We start from the raw sequence: 17232 nt of genomic DNA on the forward strand, positions 1-17232 counted from the left end.
CCTTTTGGGTGATCTTTATTTCGTGATGGAGGTCAAAAGCTCCGCCAGCGCCTTGCCGACCATCTCGCCGGAATACTGCGCTTCCTTCAGCGAATTGGCGTGGCCTCCCATTTCTATCAGCAGCGAACCGGCCGTGAGGTCCTGGTTGTATTTGCGGTAACAGAAGAAGATCGGGCGGGTCAGCGTCGGGAACATCGACTCGCACTTATCCTGCAGCGCCACGGCAAATCTCAGATTTTTATCCCAGTTCGGCATATCCATCGTGCCATCGTCGCATCCGGCGATGATCATGATCTGCGCCGCCTTCTTGCCGTCAATTTCGGTCACGGGCTTGACACGTACGCCCCCGTCCCGCTCGATGGCGTCACGGTGGATATCCAGCACCACCTGAATCGTCGGGTACTCCTTCAGATACTTTTTAACGGTCTCCGCACTGCGCTCATATCCGCCGTTGTAGGATGGGTAGTCGTGCTTGGTTGTATCGTGCAGCACGCCGATGCCGGCTTTCTTCAGCTGCTCCTCAATCTTGTTGCCGACACTGACCATATTCTGTTCATCGTTGGTGCTTCTGGCGTTGTAGGTTGGATCGTAAAACAGCTGGCTGTGCAGCTGGTAGGATTCCGTCGTATGGGTGTGCATAATCAAAACCTGCGGCTTGTCGGTCTTCTCAAGCTTCATCTCGAGCGGCTTGTCGATGACCTCCTTCACCTGCGCGTTGGACAGCTCGGTTGTATTTTTAAGGAATCCGCTGCCGTATTTGAGCATGGAGGAGCTGCTTTGGATGTTGAAGTCCTCCGCCACGATGTCCTTGGCATTCTCCGGACGCTCCACGGGTTCTTCGGGCTCCTCTTCGCTTGCTGTCTGGGAATCGGCCTTGGAATCATCCGCCGGCTGTGAACCGGATTTGGAATTGTCATTGCTTTTCTGCGAGGAAGCATCATCTGAAACGATGGCATCCTTAAAACGTTTTTCAATAAGGCTCAATCCGCCTTCCGGCATGGCAATGCCGGCGGAAACCATTGCCGCCTGCGCCGTCACCATCTCCAGCGACGGCAGCATCGCACCGGCAAGGCGCAGCACCACCGGCGCGCCCAATGCAATGGCTGTAATGGTCAAAATAATACGTCTTGTATGATTTTTCGCGCGTTTCAATCTATCGCCCATCCCCTTTACGGTAAATTCCTCCCTGTGCAGGCTTAGACAGAAGAAATCAGAACCTCTTCAACGGAAAGCCCGTCCACAGCGGCTTACGCCCTGGGTCTGACCTGGCAGAAATTCTATACTTCCATACATATGCGGCACAGCGGCCGGTTATGTCTTGGGGACGCGTTCAAGAATACGGTCGATCGGCACCGTTCTCTTAAAACGGATACCATACACATCGTTTCTGCGCTTTTTTAAACATCCACCGGGCAGGCTTCATTTATCAATACTTTGAAAGTAAAACACCATCACCGGACAGACCGTCCAGTGGGGTATTGTCCCTTAGCCTATTGCCAGTATAATAAAGAAGGAATACCATCACGGCGGAAAAGATAAGCGCATCACAGATACGGAACCAGATCATAAAACAAAAAGGATCTGACTGTATGATCGACAAAGCGCTTTTCAGGTCAGGCGGTCAGATAGATCAGGTCCTCGTTGGAAACGCCCGGCTGCAGCGCCTTATTGATCGAAAAGGACAGCACCTTCGCGGCCCGTTCCACCAGAAGATCGATTTCCCGCGGCGTGATCATCATCTTCTCGCCGCGTGGTTCCACGTTCCTTTTGATCTCCTCGATGTTGTCCTTCATGCTGCCGCTGAGCAGCTCGCAGACCAGCGTCGTCGCGTCGACCACGGTCGGGATGCCCAGAGACAGCACCGGAACGCCCAAGGTCTCCCGGCTCAGCTCTTTGCGCTTGTTGAAGACGCCCGATCCCGGGGAAATGCCGGTGTTCGAAATCTGGATGGTACATCCGAGCCTGCTCAGCGACATCGATGCCAGCGAGTCGATGATGATGACCGCGGCGGGCTTGATATCCCGGACGATCGACGCTGTGATCTCCGCAACCTCGATACCGGTCTGGCCCAGCACGCCCGGGCTGATAGCGGCTACCGGGCGCAGAAATCCAAAATTCGCGCCGGCGTTGATGTCCTCGGTCACATGACGCGTGGCCAGAATCTGCGAGATGGTTTTCGGGCCGAGCGCATCCGGCGTGATGTTGTAGTTGCCCAGTCCCACCACCAGTACCAGCCCTTTTTCGGGAAGCAGGTTCTGGATTTCCTGCGCCACCACCTCCATTTCGCTGTCGGAGCTCTGCGTTGTGGTGGAAAACGGCGGGACCGTCACCGTCACATAATGCCCGATGGGCTTTTCCATGACCTTGGCGGCTTCCTGATTGGTGATTTCAATCCTCGATATCGTCACATGCTCTTTCTGATATTCTTCAAATTTTACGCCGTCCGGCAGGTTCGGCGCTATGTTCTCCTTGATCTCTATGGCAAGGTCGGTTCTGAAATTCATAGCATTCCCTCGATTCTTCTGGATGTTCCAGGCACAATTTCGTGTCACGGGTCCTGAATTCGCATGTCATTCATTATTGTTCACCGTTCATAGGACTCCATGCATCTGTTTTGCGGCGCATTCTAAAATTTTTTTGCGTATAACGGTTGCAATTTTTCTGAAAAAATGTTATGATGAATTGTAATGTGTAGGAATGCAAAGGAGGTGTCACTATGCCAAACATTAAGTCCGCAAAGAAGAGAGTAAAGGTCATCCAGACCAAGACGATGCAGAACAAGGCTGTCAACTCCAACCTGAAGACCGTTTTGAAGAAAGCTGACGCAGCGATCACAAACGGCAGTGAGGATAAGAACGAAGCCGTAAAGCTCGCGGTCAAAAAGATTGACCAGGCTGTTGCGAAGGGCATCCTTCATAAGAACTGCGCCGCAAGAAAAAAATCCAAGCTGACGGTCAGGCTGAACCAGGCCGGCTAAGGCTTCGCAATTGCAGCATAAACAAAAGGAAGCAGAATCACCGTGTACTTTGTCGTAACGGGTCTGCTTTTTTTGTTGCCTTTTTTGCCCTCTCAGGCAGTCCCATTTTCTGTATTGACTTTCCCGGTTAAATCGGGTATGATAGAAGCATCATAAAACGTGGAGGTGGCAGTACATGAAGCTGATCAAGTTCATCAAAGAGAATAAGGTATTCGTCTCCATCATCTTTTCCGTCCTCTCGCTGGTGATGTCTGCCGGATATATTGTGTACAAGCTGGCAAATGAACGTGCATACCGTGAAAAGTGGAAGGATTATAATGACTGCGGCTTATCCTGACATATATTCTTACTGATAGAAACAAAAAACCGGTCCAGCAATGCTGGGACCGGTTTTTTTTGCCTCTGGACGAAAACACCGAAGGCAGTTTACGATACTTTGTCCATACATTTGAGCGGGTCGACATACTTGCCGTTTTCCTTCATCGCAAAATGCAGATGCGGCTGCAGCGCCACCTCCGCAAGCGCGGTGTTGCCGATGGAACCGATGATGGTGCCGAGTTCCACCTTGTCGCCCTTCTTGACATTGACCGCTTTGTTGAGGTTGCAGTAGATGCTCTGCATGTTGCCGCCGTGGTCGATGACGACCATCATGCCCCACATGGCGTCCTCGGTAACTTCGGAAACCGTTCCGTTGGCCGCGGCTTTCACCTGCGTGCCCTCTTTGCCCTTGATGTCAACGCCGTCGTGGGTGCGCCAGTCGCCCAATGTCTCGGATTTGACAAGCTCGTTGTTGCTGTACTCTTTAATGACGTCCCCCGTGACGGGCAGCATAAACAAGGGCTTCTCCCCCGTCGACGAGCCGGTATCCTTTTTGGACGTTTCGGACTGTTTTGATGAGTCTGACTGCTGCGCCTGCGAGGAGGACTGATTTGAGGAGGAGGAAGCCGACTGAGAAGACTCGTTCTTCTCTACGCTGCTGACGATTTCGCCGGCCTCCTCCAAATCGGGGAAAAGGGAAGACGTGGTGCTGTTCGTGTTCTGATCGCTCAGATAGTTCTGATTTTCTTGTGTGATATTGCCGAGCGTTTTATCCACTGCGACCCATGCAGCAGCACCCGCGCCGACAACACATACTGCCAGGGCTACATAAAATCCTTTGCCTGAAATAAATTTGGAAAATTTTGATTTGCCGAAATGTAGGTTGCTCATATTTCTTTGCACCTCCAATTGTATTTTTGACAGCCGATCAGGCTTTTATGCTCACGCATTCGAGAAAGCGCCAAAATACCGGACTCTTTTCAACGTTATGTAAACGTTGCTGTCTATTGATGATATCCGTCTCACAGGATCTCAAATACTCTGGCAATTTCTTTGGGCGGATATTCTGATGAAAGCCTTTCTTTCATCTGCAGAGCGGATGAAGGCCGGCATATGCCATCCTTTTAAACGCATTCCCGGTAAGCGGCAGCCGCCTGCTGAGGATGCCGGATACTTTAAAATTCCACAGCACCCGCAATGATCACTGAACCTGCGGCGGATACTTCTGTTTCACCTGATCGATCTGGGGCTGCTGAGCTGCCTGCACCGGATACCAGCCGCGTTTGCTCATCTCGGTGAAAAGCTCCATCTGAATCTGATGCTCCTCGTTCAGGATGTTCATCAGTTCGCTTTTGATCTGCTGGGTAGCGCATTCGTTGGCCCAGATGTTGTAATTGTCGGTGATGAATTTCTGTGCCGACAGCGCGTCGGTCATCATCTCTTTGTCGCCAAACATGTTGGTGTTGATTTCCATAACGGTTCCCTCCAAATTAGTTCAATGTGTTCAGCAGCCGGCTGTAATGGTTTTGATGCTTGTTTGCAATCTCCTCGCATTTTGCTTTGATCTGCGGATCCGTGCAGGCCTGCGCATACACCCTGTACTTTTTGATGAGAAGCTGTTCCTGACTCAGCTGATCTTCAATGGCAGTCAGTTCCTTGCTTGTTAAATTCGGCATTTGAATCTCTCCTTTATGGTTGCTTGCATATGAATGCATTCCTAGTTTTTCCTCCTTTTTCATGTTCTATTCCATCTCTTTGTGAATTCTCTGAACCTGCATAAAAAAAGCAGCGAAAATTTTTCGATAATTGAAAAATTTTCGCTGCGGCCTATCAAAAAGGAACATGTATTCTGTCTTTGTTTGTGAAGGTATGCTTTTTGCTATGTTGAGGTGATAACACTGTAACACAGCGGTTTTATTGTGTTTGCCAAGATATCTTGGCAATGTGGTCGTTACTTCTTTGCCGGCCAAAGAAGGTACCAAGAAAGGCCGTTCAAGGGGGCCAGCTGCGCTGGCGCACGCGCTACGCGTCACTGAGATAAGAAAAGAGCCTATGACAAACACACCACAACTATGCGGCAGAAAAGACGGCATAGCCGAGTGCACCACCGCAGGTGGTTACCCTCCTTGAAAATCCCCCTCTGATATCCCTCTTTCTGCTTCGGCCGTCTGCGGACGGCGTTTGGCTTTGGTCAGGGCGGCTGAATGGCTGGCAGCGGACGCTTACGTTCTCTAAGTCGATCTTTGCAGGTACCCCCATTTCCGCAGCTGCTTTGTAAATGACTCTTTAACCGATATTTGTAGACAAGCTGCGCGTATTCCATACAAGCCTTTTCGAAATCATGTTTCATCTGCATTCATCCCTTTATACCATAAATACCGCACAATGTCTGTTTCGTTACAATGTTTCTGCTTATTCTATAAAAAAGAGCCTGCTGTGTCAACAGCAGGTCCCTGTCTCTGTCTGCGTCCATATCCTGATGCCGCCGTCTGCGTCCGGCTTATCCCAACTGGATAACCGAACGATGCCGCGGCAGCCATGCAAAGCATCTTGCCAGACTTGTCGTCCGGATCAGTCTGTGTCCGGCGCGTAGCGGCGCATCAGCGCCTGCGCTACGCGCAGCCCGTCCACGCCGGCGCTGACGATGCCGCCGGCATAACCGGCTCCTTCTCCGCAGGGAAAAAGCCCTTCGGCGCCAGCCGATTGCAGCGTTTCACCGCGCAGGATGCGGATGGGCGACGAGGTGCGCGTTTCCACGCCGGTCAGCACCGCATCGTCACAGGCATACCCTTTGATCCTTCGGTCAAAACGGTACAAGCCTTTTTTCAACATCTGAGAGATAAACGGTGGAAAGAATGCGCCAAAATCGCAGGCTTCCACGCCAAGGCTGTAGCTCGGCTGTATCCTTCCAAGCGTCAGCCCCTTCTTTCCCGCCAGAAAGTTTCCGACGGTCTGCGCGGGCGCGCGGTAGGTGCCGTTCCCGGCCCGGAAGGCCTTCTGTTCCAGCTCCCGCTGGAAATGCATCCCCGCAAACACATCGGAACCGAAATCCGACGCGCCCACCGATACCACAAGCGCCGCGTTCGCATTCTCCCGGTCGCGCGCATACTCGCTCATGCCGTTGGTCACCACGCCTCCGGCCTCGGAGGAGGACGGCACCACCAGCCCGCCCGGGCACATGCAGAAGGTATAGACCGCACGGTCCCCTTCCCGCAGGCTGAGCTGGTATTCCCCATGCCTGAGCGCCGGATGGGACGCGAACTTCCCATACAGTGCGGTGTCGATTTCACGCTGCAGATGCTCAATCCGCACGCCGACCGAGAATGCCTTTGGTTCCATCGGGACTTCCCTATTCCCCAGCATCTCAAAGGTATCCCGTGCGCTGTGCCCGATGGCCAGCACCAGCGCTTCGGTCTCCAGTTTCCCCTCATCCAGCTCAATCGAGCAGAGCCTGCCATTCCGCACCGAGATATCGCGCAGAGCGGCATGGAAGCGGATCTCCCCGCCGAGCGAAAGGATCTCCTCCCGGATGGACCGGACCACCTCGCGCAGCCGGTCGGTCCCGATATGCGGCTTGGCCCTTGTCAGGATCTCCCGGGGCGCGCCGTGCTGCGCAAAGGTCTCCAAGATATAGCCGCATCGATCATCGTGGATGCGGGTCGTGAGCTTGCCGTCCGAAAAGGTGCCGGCGCCGCCTTCGCCGAACTGCACGTTGTTGTTTTCGTCGAGCGTCCCTTCCTTCCAGAAGCGCTCCACCGCCTGTATCCGCTCTTCAACCGGCGCACCGCGCTCCAAAACCAGCGGCCGGTAGCCGTTTCTCGCAAGCGCCAGCGCGGCAAACATGCCGGCCGGACCAAAACCCGCCACAACCGGCCTCGACTTCAGCCGCCGCGTGCCGACCTCAAAGGAAAGCGCGCCGCGCCGCCTGACCGAGATATCCCGGTCCTTTCGGCTCGATGCAGCCCGGTCCTCATCGATGTTCAGATCAAACCCCACCGTATAGCACAGCCGGACGGCATCCTTTCTTCTGGCGTCCACCGATTCCTTCACGATGTACGCCCGCTCAATCTGCGCGGCTTTCAGCCCCGCCTTTCTTGCCGCTCTCTCTACAACGGCGTCCTTGCCTTCCGTCAGTGCCGCATGCACATTGCTCACAATCAGCGCCATATGCCACATCCTGTTCTTTATGATGATAAAAGCAGGAAATGTCCGCTGCAGGAGAAACCGAATTGCATCCAATTTATCCTGCAGGCCGTTTCCTGCTTTTTTGTTATGAACTTTTTTCTTCCACTGTGATCTGGGCGACATAATCGCCATATGCCCAGATCGTCCCCTTCGCCGGAATCGAGATATTGGCCTTCACTTCGGACTGTCCCGTCTTCAGGTTGATCTGTGAGAAATCGATCTCAGCCACCACATCGGCCGCTGTGATGCTGTCCAGATCGGCCGTGGGGCCAATCAGCGTCACGCCGCTGATCCTTGGGCTTACCAGCGAGATATCGTAGTTCGACGGCTTGTTGATCATGTTGATGGTGCTGACCGTGAAAACCTGGGAGGTCATGCCGGTCATGTCGAACTCCACTTCGATCTTCTCATATTTGGAGACATTGAGTACGCCGCTCGGCAGAACCACCTCAAAGGTCAGCGTTTTATCCAGTCCGATCTCCGGCGGGCTGATATACCCGAGCTGAAGCTCCTCCAATTTATCGACGACATGCTTCTTGGCCGCCACCTGAATGGTCTCGACCGGCTGCCCGTCATGCATCAGACGATACTTGATGGAATCCTTCTTAAAACCTTTCGGCAGGTTGTTAAACGCGACGGTCATCGGGATTTCCTTGGTCTTCAGCACCGGGATTGTAACGGTGACCGTTTTGTAATCGGGCGTCAGGTTCTTGTTCTCAATTTCATTTCCGCTTTCATCCAGCAGGGTAACCTCACAGGATTCGTATACATCCTCAGTCAGCACGCCAGTCACCGTCGGCTTAACACGTGCCGTTTTGACAATCGAGATCTCGTCCTTCGGCCCGCTGACGGTGATTTCGGTCGGCGCGGTATAGGCCGCCTGCACCGTATAGCCCTCCTGTGCGGACACGTTGTCCAGCTCGATCTCAATCGGCACCTTGACGCTTTCCAGCTTGTTGAAGTTGAGCTCCACCGTCTTCGGGCTGATCGACACGATCTCAAACATCAGGTTGGAAGCCCGCTCCGACTTCTCGGCCTTCAGCTGCACCTTGTTGACGCCCGGCGAAGTGATGCCCTTGATGTCCGGCGTCACCTTGATGTCGCTCGCTTTGAGCCCGCCGACGACTGTGCGTTCGCCGCTGACCCGGACGTTCACCTTGACCTGCTCGTCGGAGATGATATTCAGCCCCATCTCCTGCATGATATCCGACTGCCCGCTCAAATCGACCACCACGCCCGGAATGGTCTGTTCGGTCGTCTGACTGAAGGTCATGGCGATGATAAACCAGAGGATCACCGAAAGGAAGATGGACAGTACCACCGCATACCGTTTGTTCTCTATGACTTTATGCAAATTTAAGGTTCTCATTTTTTTCTCACCTTCCAGAATGCTTTCTTTTCAGCCGTCTCACTCTGCTTCCGGCTTGGAAACAGTTCCTCCTCGAGCGAAAAACGAAGCGTCTCCGGCGTGATGTTCCTGGTAAGCACCCCGTCATGCGCGATCGAGATGTATCCGGTCTCCTCCGAAACGATGATCACCATCGCGTCGGAATTCTCGCTCATGCCGAGCGCAGCACGGTGGCGGGTTCCCAGCTCGCGGCTGATCGACTGGTTGGTGGACAGCGGCAGAAAGCAGCCGGCTGCGAAAAGCTTGCCGTAGCGCACCACCATCGCGCCGTCATGCAGCGGGGAATTCACGAAAAAGATGTTTCCGATCAGTTCCTTGCTGGGTTCCGCGTCGATGACCGTTCCGGTCTTGATGTATTCGCCCAGCTTGGTTTCCTCCTCCACCACGATCAGCGCGCCGGTCTTGCTCTTCGAAAAGGAGGTACAGGCGTCCACAATCGCGTCGATGGCGATGCGCCACCGCTCCTCGGTCTCCTCGGATATTTGCTGGTTGGAGCCGAACAGCTTGAAGCGCGAGATCCTCGAACGGCCCATCTGCTCCAAAGCGCGCCGCAGCTCCGGCTGAAACACAATCAGGAGCGTGATGACGCCGAACTGGAACAGGTTCTGGAAGATAAAGCTCATCATCTTCAGCTCAAACTGGGTCGCGATGAAGAACGGAATGATCAGAAATAAAAGGCCCTTGACCAGCTGCTCGGCGCGCGTCTCCCGCACCAGCTTGATGCCCTGATAGATCAGGAACGCGACGCAGATCACATCCACGGCGTCAATCAGCTGAAAGGTCTTGAGTACGTTAACAAATGAGCTCCAAATATCCATACCTGCCTCCCAATTTCTACAACATCCGGACCCCTGTATGTCCTTTATGTACAGTCAAGCAGCTTAAAGAAACTTTAAGCCGCTTAAACAAAATTACACATATCCAGTATTATTCTATCACACATTCCCGCGAATTCAATGGATATTGTTTTTTTTAATAATTTCTTTATATCCATACAGAAACGCTTCGCCTGCTCTATGGTGTTGAACGCGCCGATGCTCAGCCGCGCCGCGCCGATCTCCAGCGTGCCCATATACTCATGCGCGAGGGGCGCGCAGTGGTAGCCGCCGCGCAGCGCGTAACCCATCTGGTTGAGCTGCTCGGTGGTCTCCTCGCTGTCCAGGCCCCGGATGTTGAACGCGATGACCGGCAGGTTCCTGCCCATCTTCAGCGGCCCGGTATACAGCAGGACGCCCGGCATCCGGCTCAGCTGGGTATAGATATAGCTGGCAATCTGCATCTCGTGCTTGTAGATGACCGGCAGAGATTTCTGACGGACATAGCGAAGGCCTTCCTTGAGCCCGATGATGCCGAAGACGTTGACCGTGCCGCTTTCCAGCTTGTCGGGCATGAATTCCGGCTGGGTATATTCGGTCGAGCTGCTGCCGGTTCCGCCTTCCATGATGGTGTCCAGCGTCTCGCCGTGATCGGTGATCAGCACGCCGGTGCCGGACGGGCCGTACAGGCTTTTATGTCCGGGCATGCACAGAAAATCGATATTCATCCTCTGCATGTCGATCGGCAGGACGCCCGCGGACTGCGCGGCATCCACCAGAAACAGGATGCCGTGACTGTGCGCCAGCTCTCCGATCTTCTGGATCGGCAGCACCAGGCCGCACACATTTGAGCCATGGGTCGCGATAATCAGCTTCGTATTCGACCGGATGAGCGATTCGTAGCTGCGCAGCGTGCGCTCATCGTCGTTTTCAAACACCTTGGCGATGCTGTAGGTGATCTTTCCCTCCAGGGAAAGCTTGTGCACCGGCCGCAGCACCGAGTTGTGCTCCAGACAGGAGATGATCACATGGTCCCCCTGCCTGAGCACACCCTTGATGCTCTCGTTCAGCGCCTGCGTGCAGTTCTGTGTAAACACCACGTTGCTGACATCCTTCGCATGGAAGAAATCCGCCAGCATCTCGCGGCATTCGAATACCTGTTTGGCTGTTTTGATGGCCATGTCATGGCCGCTCCTTCCCGGATTTGCACCGTAGACATGGAATCCCCGCTCCATGCCCCTCAGCACGCTCTCGGGCTTCGGCGTTGTTGTCGCCGCGTTGTCAAAGTATATCATCCCGATCACGCCCCTTCTCGTGGCCTGAGTATCCTTATATCGTAGGACATCAGCAGCTGCACAGCCTCCTCATACCGGGCCGTATCCCGGATGATCAGGCTGTAGCCGCAGCTGCGTCCGGAAAGTTCCTTCGGCGTCTTCTCCACATAGGAAAAAATACCGCGCTTCTGCAGCAGTTCCTGTGATTTTAACGCATAGGTTATGGAACTGACCATAATCACCTGCTCTTGCATATCTCGTTCACCTCTATACCATGTTTTTATGCCTGACATACAATCTTGTTCTGAAACTGCTCTTTGTAAGTCCGCAAAAAAAGAAAGACTCCACCCCGCCGCTTTGTCATTGGCCGGATGTCGTTTTCTCAGGCAGTCCTTCCCCTCATACCCCGGCAGCGCCGGTTTTAAGCCGTGCCGCCGCTTGCTCCTGGCAGAAGAGGATAAACAGTTTCCTTTTTTATTGTATGTATCCGCCGCTGGTAAGGTGAACGATCTATACCGGATCAGTCTTCCATCAGTAAAACGACGGCATGCGCGCTGATGCCCTCTCCCGCACCCGTAAAGCCCAAATTTTCCTCGGTTGTCGCCTTGATATTAATTCTTTCGGGTTCGCAGTGCAGTACCGCGGAAAGATTTTTTTTCATCTCATCCAGATACGGTGCGAGCTTCGGCCGCTGCGCGATCACCGTGCAGTCCGCGTTGCCGAGCTTACAGCCGCGGCGTTCCATCGTCTCTGCGACCGACTCCAGCAGCTTCATGCTGTCGGCGCCGCGAAAGCTTTCGTCGGTGTCCGGGAACCATTTTCCAATGTCTCCAAGTCCCATCGCGCCGATGACGGCGTCCATCAGCGCATGGGTCAGCACATCCGCATCCGAATGGCCAAGCAGCCCATATTCATATGCGACCTCGACGCCGCCCAGAATCAGCTTCCGGTCCTCTGCCAGCCGGTGCACGTCGTAACCATGTCCAATCCTCATCGAATTACCATCCTTTCTTTTCCCCGAACGTCTCAGCAAACCGTTCGGATATCACAGCCTGCGCCAGGTAGATATCGTCCGGCGTGGTCAGCTTGATGTTTGTGTAGTCCCCCGGCGCGATGTACACCTTTTCCCCGATCTGTTCGACCATCTGCGCGTCGTCGGTAAAATCAAGACCGTTCTCTTCGGCATTCTGCACGGCATGTTCGTAAATATCAAATCGGAAGATCTGCGGCGTCTGGATTGCGTAAAGGCTGTTGCGGTCCGGCGTCGAGACGATCTGCCCGTCATGTGAAACAACCTTGATGGTATCCTTGACACGGACGCCGGCGGCCACGCAGTTCTTCTCATACGCCATGCGGATGCATGCGTCGATCCTGTCCGGTGTGACAAGCGGCCGCGCGCCGTCGTGCACCGCGATAAAGTCGGTGTCGCGCCTGACCGAATGCATGCCGGCAATGACCGACTGCTGCCGGGTCTTTCCTCCACAGACGATGTTGGTCACCTTTGTGATGCCGTACTGCCTGATCAGCTGGGCGATGTGTAAAATCTCCTGACGCCGGGTTACCACCACGATTTCATCCACCAACAGAGACGCTTCAAAGGCCTGGATGCTTTTGATCAGAACCGGAACGCCTTCAATGGTGATCATCTGTTTATCGAGACCGCCCATCCTCGACGCGCTGCCTGCCGCGCAGATCACAGCGCTCAGTGTCGGGCGGGAAGCTTGTGTCCTTTTCATATTGTCCTCCCAGTATGTTGATTGTCCCTCTATTATACTACGGTACACCGTATAGGTAAATCACCTGTGCAAAATTCTTACAAATTTTCTGCGCCGCCGGGCTTCTGCGCACAGTCCCTGCTCTCTATAATCTCCCGGCAGGCCATCTGCGCTGCGATCGTACCCATATTCTGGCCGATCGATTCAAAGATACTGCCAATATATGCGATCTCCACGGCACTGCGTCCTTTGGACAGCGCGGCCGCGATCGCCGATGCGGACAGCATACCGCTCATATCGCCGCATTCCGAACAGCTTCCCATCTCCACTCCACTCCCCGTCAACAAGTGCTTTCTTTATTGTATTGTCCCGCCGCGTCGGATGTGACTGCCAGTATCTTGCTGTTGATTTCAATCAGGTCAAAAATGTTTGCCCTGTCGTTCTTCCTGACAGAAAAACCGGCCCACAAATGCGCTTTGCGGGCCGGTTGTTTTGTTTTACTGTTTTAAAGCGCTGTTATCCCCTGAAAACAACATACAGCTTGACTTCTTCGAGATCAAGATGTTGGCCCAGCCGTCCTGCCCAACAAAACAAACCGGCCCGCGAATATGCTTCGCGGGCCGGTTTGTTTGATTCACTGTGTCAAGGAATTGTTATCCTCTCAAAATATACAGCTTGATCGCAACCAGGTCAAAGATGTTGACCTTGCCATCCTTATTGAAGTCTGCCTGATAGGCCTCTCTCGCCGAGAAATCTGTACGGCCCAGGATGTAGGACTTGATGCTCAGCAGATCGGCCACGCCGATTGCGCCATTGCCGTCCACATCGCCCATCACCGCGCTGGCAACCTCTACCGGGATGTCGATGGAAACCAGCTCGCCGCCGTTCTTCACATCGTAATAGTCCCCGTCGCTGCTGAGCCGCTGGTAGGTCAGTGTCAGCGTGGTCACGCCTTCCTGCTTGCCGGTGACGGTAATGCTGCCGTTCTGCACCGTGACATCTGCGATGTCGCCGTCGGCAATCTTCGCGTCTACACGGTTGAGCACGTTTGCGAGCGGCAGCTTTGCACCGGCCGCGGTCTTCACGTCCACATTGAGGTTCTTCACACCGTCTTCCGCCAGATCGACAAAGAGATCATCCTTGTCGGACTGGATGCTGTACGGAGCGGTTCCGGACGGCACCGGACGGTCGCTTGTGCTCTGGTCCACCCAGATTACCGGCAGTCCGTTTTCATCCAGCTTCGTCTCGTCGATGTACATCCGGTCGGTGTAAAGCCTTCTTCCTCCCGTCGTCGATGAACGGCCATGATATACATAATAGCTTTCCGTTCCATCCGGCGTCGTGATGAAGCTTCCGTGTCCCGTCGAATACATGCCCAGCTCTTCATTCTGAGAGATGACCGGGTTCAGTTCGTATTTGTCCCACGGACCGAGTGGGTTGTCCGCTACGGCATAGCCCACACCGTAATTCTCGTTTTCATAGTTGTTGCAGGAGTACAGGATGTAGTAGATCGGCTCCTTCTCGCCGTCTCCATCCTTATCGTAGTAGTACTTCAGCGTTGTAGAGCCTTCCGCCCATCTGCGGTCCTTCTTCTTGCCGTTGTACTTCTCGTAATCGTTTACATGCGCGTTCTCCCACGCCTGCTTTTCGCTTCCATAGTTGATGATCGGCACAAAGCCGTCCTTGCGGACGTTTTCCGCGTCGTTCTCATCCTTAGTCGCGTTCACATACTCATCCTTAATCGTCGGCTGTGTGCTGCCGGTCGGGTCGTTCCACCACTCGGTGTTCAGTTCCACCGCGTAGATGTTCGACTCCTCGATGTACTTGCCCAGATCGTCGTCCCATACCCAGTTCCGGTATGCGTTTCTTGAATAGTACAGATACATCTTTCCGTTGTCGTCAAAGAAGACGTTCGCGTCGATGGTCGGGATGTAGGTACCCTTCGGCGCCGTCATACCCTCTTCCTGCGTAGCCGGCGGCTTCATCTGCGCAGAATCCATGATCTGGTTTACATCATAGTAATCCGGGTCATACGGGGAATAGTCGATCGGCATATCTCCGATGATGCTGAACGGGCCTTCCGGCTTGTCCGATACCGCCACGCCGATCTTGCACGCTTCGCCGAAATCGGCAAAGCCGAACGCCTCTTCTCTCAGCTCCGGCTTCATCATCGCTGAATAGAAGATGTAGTAGAGCCCGGTGTCCTCATTGTGATACACCTCCGGCGCCCAGAACCAGGTGGAACCCCACTGATTCGGGTCGTTGGACGCGATTGCTCCGCTGGATGCCTTCTCCCAGGTCACAAGGTCCGGCGAACGGTACACGCCGAAGTAATAGCCCCTGTTGGCACCGTCGGTGCTGTAGGCGTAGTAGTAGCCGCTGTCCTTGTCATACAAAACATAGGGATCCGCCGCCGCCATGGTTGCGTTGTTGTAGTAGGTCGCATTGGTTTCCGCAACCAGAACCGGAATGCTGACCGAAACCAATTCGTCGCCATTGGTGACGTCGTAGTAGTTTCCATTACTGCTGAGCCGCTGGTAGGTCAGCGTCAGCGTGGTTTCACCCTTCTGCTTGCCGGTGACGGTCACATTGCCGTTCTTCACAGTGACATCCGCGATGTCTCCGTTGGCAACCTTCGCGTCCACACGGTTCAGAACATTGCTGAGCGGCAGCTTTGCGCCGGCCGCGGTCTTCACATCCACATTGATGTTTGCTGTCATATCTTCGTTGGTCTGATCGATGTACAGCTTATCGGTATCCGCCTGGATGCTGTACGGAGCTGTTCCGGACGGCACCGGACGGTCGCTTGTGCTCTGGTCTACCCAGATCACCGGCAGTCCGTTTTCATCCAGCTTCGTCTCGTCGATGTACATCCGGTCGGTGTAAAGCCTTCTTCCTCCCGTCGTCGATGAACGGCCATGATATACATAATAGCTTTCCGTTCCATCCGGCGTCGTGATGAAGCTTCCGTGTCCCGTCGAATACATGCCCAGCTCTTCATTCTGTGAGATGACCGGGTTCAGTTCGTATTTGTCCCACGGACCGAGTGGGTTGTCCGCTACGGCATAGCCCACACCGTAATTCTCGTTTTCATAGTTGTTGCAGGAGTACAGGATGTAGTAGATCGGCTCTTTCTCACCGTCTCCATCCTTATCATAGTAGTACTTCAGCGTTGTCGAGCCTTCCGCCCATCTGCGGTCCTTCTTCTTGCCGTTGTACTTCTCGTAATCGTTTACATGCGCGTTCTCCCACGCCTGCTTTTCGCTTCCATAGTTGATGATCGGCACAAAGCCGTCCTTGCGGACGTTTTCCGCGTCGTTCTCATCCTTGGTCGCGTTCACATACTCTTCTTTGATCGTCGGCTGTGTGCTGCCGGTCGGGTCGTTCCACCACTCGGTGTTCAGTTCCACCGCGTAGATGTTCGATTCCTCGATGTACTTGCCCAGATCATCGTCCCATACCCAGTTCCGGTATGCGTTTCTTGAATAGTACAGATAGATTCTGCCGTCGTCGTCAAAGAAGACGTTCGCGTCGATGGTCGGGATGTAGGTGCCCTTCGGCGCCGTCATGCCCTCTTCCTGCGTGGCCGGCGGCTTCATCTGCGCAGAATCCATGATCTGGTTGACATCGTAGTAATCCGGGTCATATGGGGAATAGTCGATCGGCATATCCCCGACGATGCTGAACGGGCCTTCCGGCTTGTCCGATACCGCCACGCCGATCTTGCACGCTTCGCCGAAATCGGCAAAGCCGAACGCCTCTTCTCTCAGCTCCGGCTTCATCATCGCCGAGTAGAAGATGTAGTAGAGCCCGGTGTCCTCATTGTGATATACCTCCGGCGCCCAGAACCAGTCGGAACCCCACTGATTCGGGTCGTTGGACGCGATCGCGCCGCTGGATGCCTTCTCCCAGGTCACAAGGTCCGGCGAACGGTACACACCGAAGTAATAGCCCTTGCTGGCTCCTGCTGTACTGTAGGCGTAGTAGTAGCCGCTGTCCTCATCATAGAGCACATGCGGATCTGCCGCATTGATGGTAGCATTGTTGTAATAGGTTGCGTTGGTCTGTGTCTCTGTCTCAGACGGCTGTATTGCCGACATCGCCGGAATCACCGCAGTCGATACCATGGTAACTGCCAGCAAGGTGCTGAGACAACGTGTCAATTTTTTCATTTTGGTCTCCTTTCAAATTTTCCTGTCTCTTGTAGCATTGCGGCTTTCGCTGCGCGGATGGTTCAATCCCTCCTTCAAAGACTAATGTAATATGAGACTGTATGGAAGGTCAATAGGATATATTCCATACAATTTTCAGCTGTATTTGTATGATTATTACAAAATTTCAATCTAAAATATATTCATAATTGTCCAATCATATCAATTGTTATTATAATATATCCGTATCTTTTTTACAAGACTATTTCGTGATCTTTTTCAAAGAAAAAAATGTATGTTCCATTGCTGTTCTGTCCGAATGCCCTTATATTGTCTGATTGAACCTGGATACGTATCCTGCAACCATTATATCTTGTGCTATCACAGCA

At 53.7% G+C, this 17232-nt stretch carries 16 protein-coding genes; 2 read left to right on the top strand and 14 right to left on the bottom strand.

All coding sequences use genetic code 11. The annotated features are described in order from the left end of the window. Positions 1 to 15 precede the first annotated feature (15 nt). The gene (spoIIP, locus tag BN348_RS09630; RefSeq protein ID WP_052446866.1) at positions 16 to 1152 is read right to left on the bottom strand and encodes a stage II sporulation protein P; all 1137 of its coding nucleotides are present in this window, start codon (positions 1150 to 1152) and stop codon (positions 16 to 18) included. A 461-nt stretch (positions 1153 to 1613) separates the two neighbouring features. Then, positions 1614 to 2504 (bottom strand): GPR endopeptidase, encoded by an 891-nt coding sequence (gpr, locus tag BN348_RS09635; RefSeq protein ID WP_040197720.1) that lies wholly within the window; start codon positions 2502 to 2504, stop codon positions 1614 to 1616. Between the two features lie 212 nt (positions 2505 to 2716). Between gpr and rpsT the strand changes: the two genes are divergently transcribed. Further along, positions 2717 to 2977: a 30S ribosomal protein S20 gene (rpsT, locus tag BN348_RS09640; protein WP_040197722.1), complete on the top strand. Its 261-nt coding sequence runs from the start codon at positions 2717 to 2719 to the stop codon at positions 2975 to 2977. Between the two features lie 175 nt (positions 2978 to 3152). Next, the gene (locus BN348_RS13940; protein ID WP_156136484.1) at positions 3153 to 3314 is read left to right on the top strand and encodes a hypothetical protein; all 162 of its coding nucleotides are present in this window, start codon (positions 3153 to 3155) and stop codon (positions 3312 to 3314) included. An 89-nt stretch (positions 3315 to 3403) separates the two neighbouring features. Here the strand turns inward: BN348_RS13940 and BN348_RS09645 are convergent, their stop codons facing one another. The 12 genes from BN348_RS09645 to BN348_RS13280 all read right to left on the bottom strand — a co-directional run bounded on the left by BN348_RS09645 (position 3404) and on the right by BN348_RS13280 (position 16864). Then, positions 3404 to 4072 (bottom strand): M23 family metallopeptidase, encoded by a 669-nt coding sequence (locus BN348_RS09645; protein ID WP_197068330.1) that lies wholly within the window; start codon positions 4070 to 4072, stop codon positions 3404 to 3406. A 424-nt stretch (positions 4073 to 4496) separates the two neighbouring features. Continuing rightward, entirely contained in the window at positions 4497 to 4769 is a 273-nt protein-coding gene (locus BN348_RS09650) for a spore coat protein (RefSeq protein WP_040197724.1), read from the bottom strand. 16 nt (positions 4770 to 4785) lie between these two features. Beyond that, positions 4786 to 4971 carry a ferritin family protein gene (locus BN348_RS09655; RefSeq protein WP_040197865.1) on the bottom strand — a complete coding sequence of 62 codons (186 nt, stop codon included), beginning with the start codon at positions 4969 to 4971 and terminating at the stop codon, positions 4786 to 4788. 895 nt (positions 4972 to 5866) lie between these two features. Further along, a complete protein-coding gene (locus BN348_RS09665) occupies positions 5867 to 7462 on the bottom strand; it encodes an NAD(P)/FAD-dependent oxidoreductase (protein WP_040197726.1) in 1596 nt (531 codons plus the stop codon). Between the two features lie 103 nt (positions 7463 to 7565). Further along, a complete protein-coding gene (locus BN348_RS09670; protein WP_156136485.1) occupies positions 7566 to 8834 on the bottom strand; it encodes a CdaR family protein in 1269 nt (422 codons plus the stop codon). Between the two features lie 11 nt (positions 8835 to 8845). Further along, positions 8846 to 9706, bottom strand: a complete 861-nt coding sequence (cdaA, locus tag BN348_RS09675; protein WP_040197728.1) for a diadenylate cyclase CdaA — start codon at positions 9704 to 9706, stop codon at positions 8846 to 8848. An 83-nt stretch (positions 9707 to 9789) separates the two neighbouring features. Next, on the bottom strand, positions 9790 to 10998 hold the full coding sequence (locus tag BN348_RS09680; RefSeq protein ID WP_082020916.1) for an aminotransferase class V-fold PLP-dependent enzyme: 1209 nt from the start codon (positions 10996 to 10998) through the stop codon (positions 9790 to 9792). Positions 10999 to 11003: 5 nt separating this feature from the next. After that, positions 11004 to 11213: a putative Se/S carrier-like protein gene (locus BN348_RS09685; RefSeq protein WP_197068331.1), complete on the bottom strand. Its 210-nt coding sequence runs from the start codon at positions 11211 to 11213 to the stop codon at positions 11004 to 11006. A gap of 284 nt (positions 11214 to 11497) precedes the next feature. After that, the gene (gene ispF, locus BN348_RS09690; RefSeq protein WP_040197730.1) at positions 11498 to 11971 is read right to left on the bottom strand and encodes a 2-C-methyl-D-erythritol 2,4-cyclodiphosphate synthase; all 474 of its coding nucleotides are present in this window, start codon (positions 11969 to 11971) and stop codon (positions 11498 to 11500) included. A 4-nt stretch (positions 11972 to 11975) separates the two neighbouring features. Beyond that, on the bottom strand, positions 11976 to 12713 hold the full coding sequence (ispD, locus tag BN348_RS09695) for a 2-C-methyl-D-erythritol 4-phosphate cytidylyltransferase (protein WP_052446867.1): 738 nt from the start codon (positions 12711 to 12713) through the stop codon (positions 11976 to 11978). Positions 12714 to 12790: 77 nt separating this feature from the next. Continuing rightward, the gene (locus tag BN348_RS09700) at positions 12791 to 13015 is read right to left on the bottom strand and encodes a hypothetical protein (RefSeq protein WP_040197731.1); all 225 of its coding nucleotides are present in this window, start codon (positions 13013 to 13015) and stop codon (positions 12791 to 12793) included. 330 nt (positions 13016 to 13345) lie between these two features. Continuing rightward, the gene (locus tag BN348_RS13280; RefSeq protein ID WP_052446868.1) at positions 13346 to 16864 is read right to left on the bottom strand and encodes a family 43 glycosylhydrolase; all 3519 of its coding nucleotides are present in this window, start codon (positions 16862 to 16864) and stop codon (positions 13346 to 13348) included. Between the last annotated feature and the right edge of the window lie 368 nt (positions 16865 to 17232).

This window comes from Candidatus Soleaferrea massiliensis AP7, assembly GCF_000820765.1.
Lineage (GTDB): Bacteria > Bacillota > Clostridia > Oscillospirales > Ruminococcaceae > Soleaferrea > Soleaferrea massiliensis.

What these genes read in the sequence shown, in the direction of transcription:
- gpr (WP_040197720.1), bottom strand. Translation starts at nt 2,504, where the DNA reads ATGAATTTCAGAACCGACCTTGCCATAGAGATCAAGGAGAACATAGCG.
- rpsT (WP_040197722.1), top strand. Translation starts at nt 2,717, where the DNA reads ATGCCAAACATTAAGTCCGCAAAGAAGAGAGTAAAGGTCATCCAGACC.
- BN348_RS13940 (WP_156136484.1), top strand. Translation starts at nt 3,153, where the DNA reads ATGAAGCTGATCAAGTTCATCAAAGAGAATAAGGTATTCGTCTCCATC.
- BN348_RS09650 (WP_040197724.1), bottom strand. Translation starts at nt 4,769, where the DNA reads ATGGAAATCAACACCAACATGTTTGGCGACAAAGAGATGATGACCGAC.
- BN348_RS09655 (WP_040197865.1), bottom strand. Translation starts at nt 4,971, where the DNA reads ATGCCGAATTTAACAAGCAAGGAACTGACTGCCATTGAAGATCAGCTG.
- BN348_RS09665 (WP_040197726.1), bottom strand. Translation starts at nt 7,462, where the DNA reads ATGGCGCTGATTGTGAGCAATGTGCATGCGGCACTGACGGAAGGCAAG.
- cdaA (WP_040197728.1), bottom strand. Translation starts at nt 9,706, where the DNA reads ATGGATATTTGGAGCTCATTTGTTAACGTACTCAAGACCTTTCAGCTG.
- BN348_RS09680 (WP_082020916.1), bottom strand. Translation starts at nt 10,998, where the DNA reads ATGATATACTTTGACAACGCGGCGACAACAACGCCGAAGCCCGAGAGC.
- BN348_RS09685 (WP_197068331.1), bottom strand. Translation starts at nt 11,213, where the DNA reads ATGGTCAGTTCCATAACCTATGCGTTAAAATCACAGGAACTGCTGCAG.
- ispF (WP_040197730.1), bottom strand. Translation starts at nt 11,971, where the DNA reads ATGAGGATTGGACATGGTTACGACGTGCACCGGCTGGCAGAGGACCGG.
- ispD (WP_052446867.1), bottom strand. Translation starts at nt 12,713, where the DNA reads ATGAAAAGGACACAAGCTTCCCGCCCGACACTGAGCGCTGTGATCTGC.
- BN348_RS09700 (WP_040197731.1), bottom strand. Translation starts at nt 13,015, where the DNA reads ATGGGAAGCTGTTCGGAATGCGGCGATATGAGCGGTATGCTGTCCGCA.
- BN348_RS13280 (WP_052446868.1), bottom strand. Translation starts at nt 16,864, where the DNA reads ATGAAAAAATTGACACGTTGTCTCAGCACCTTGCTGGCAGTTACCATG.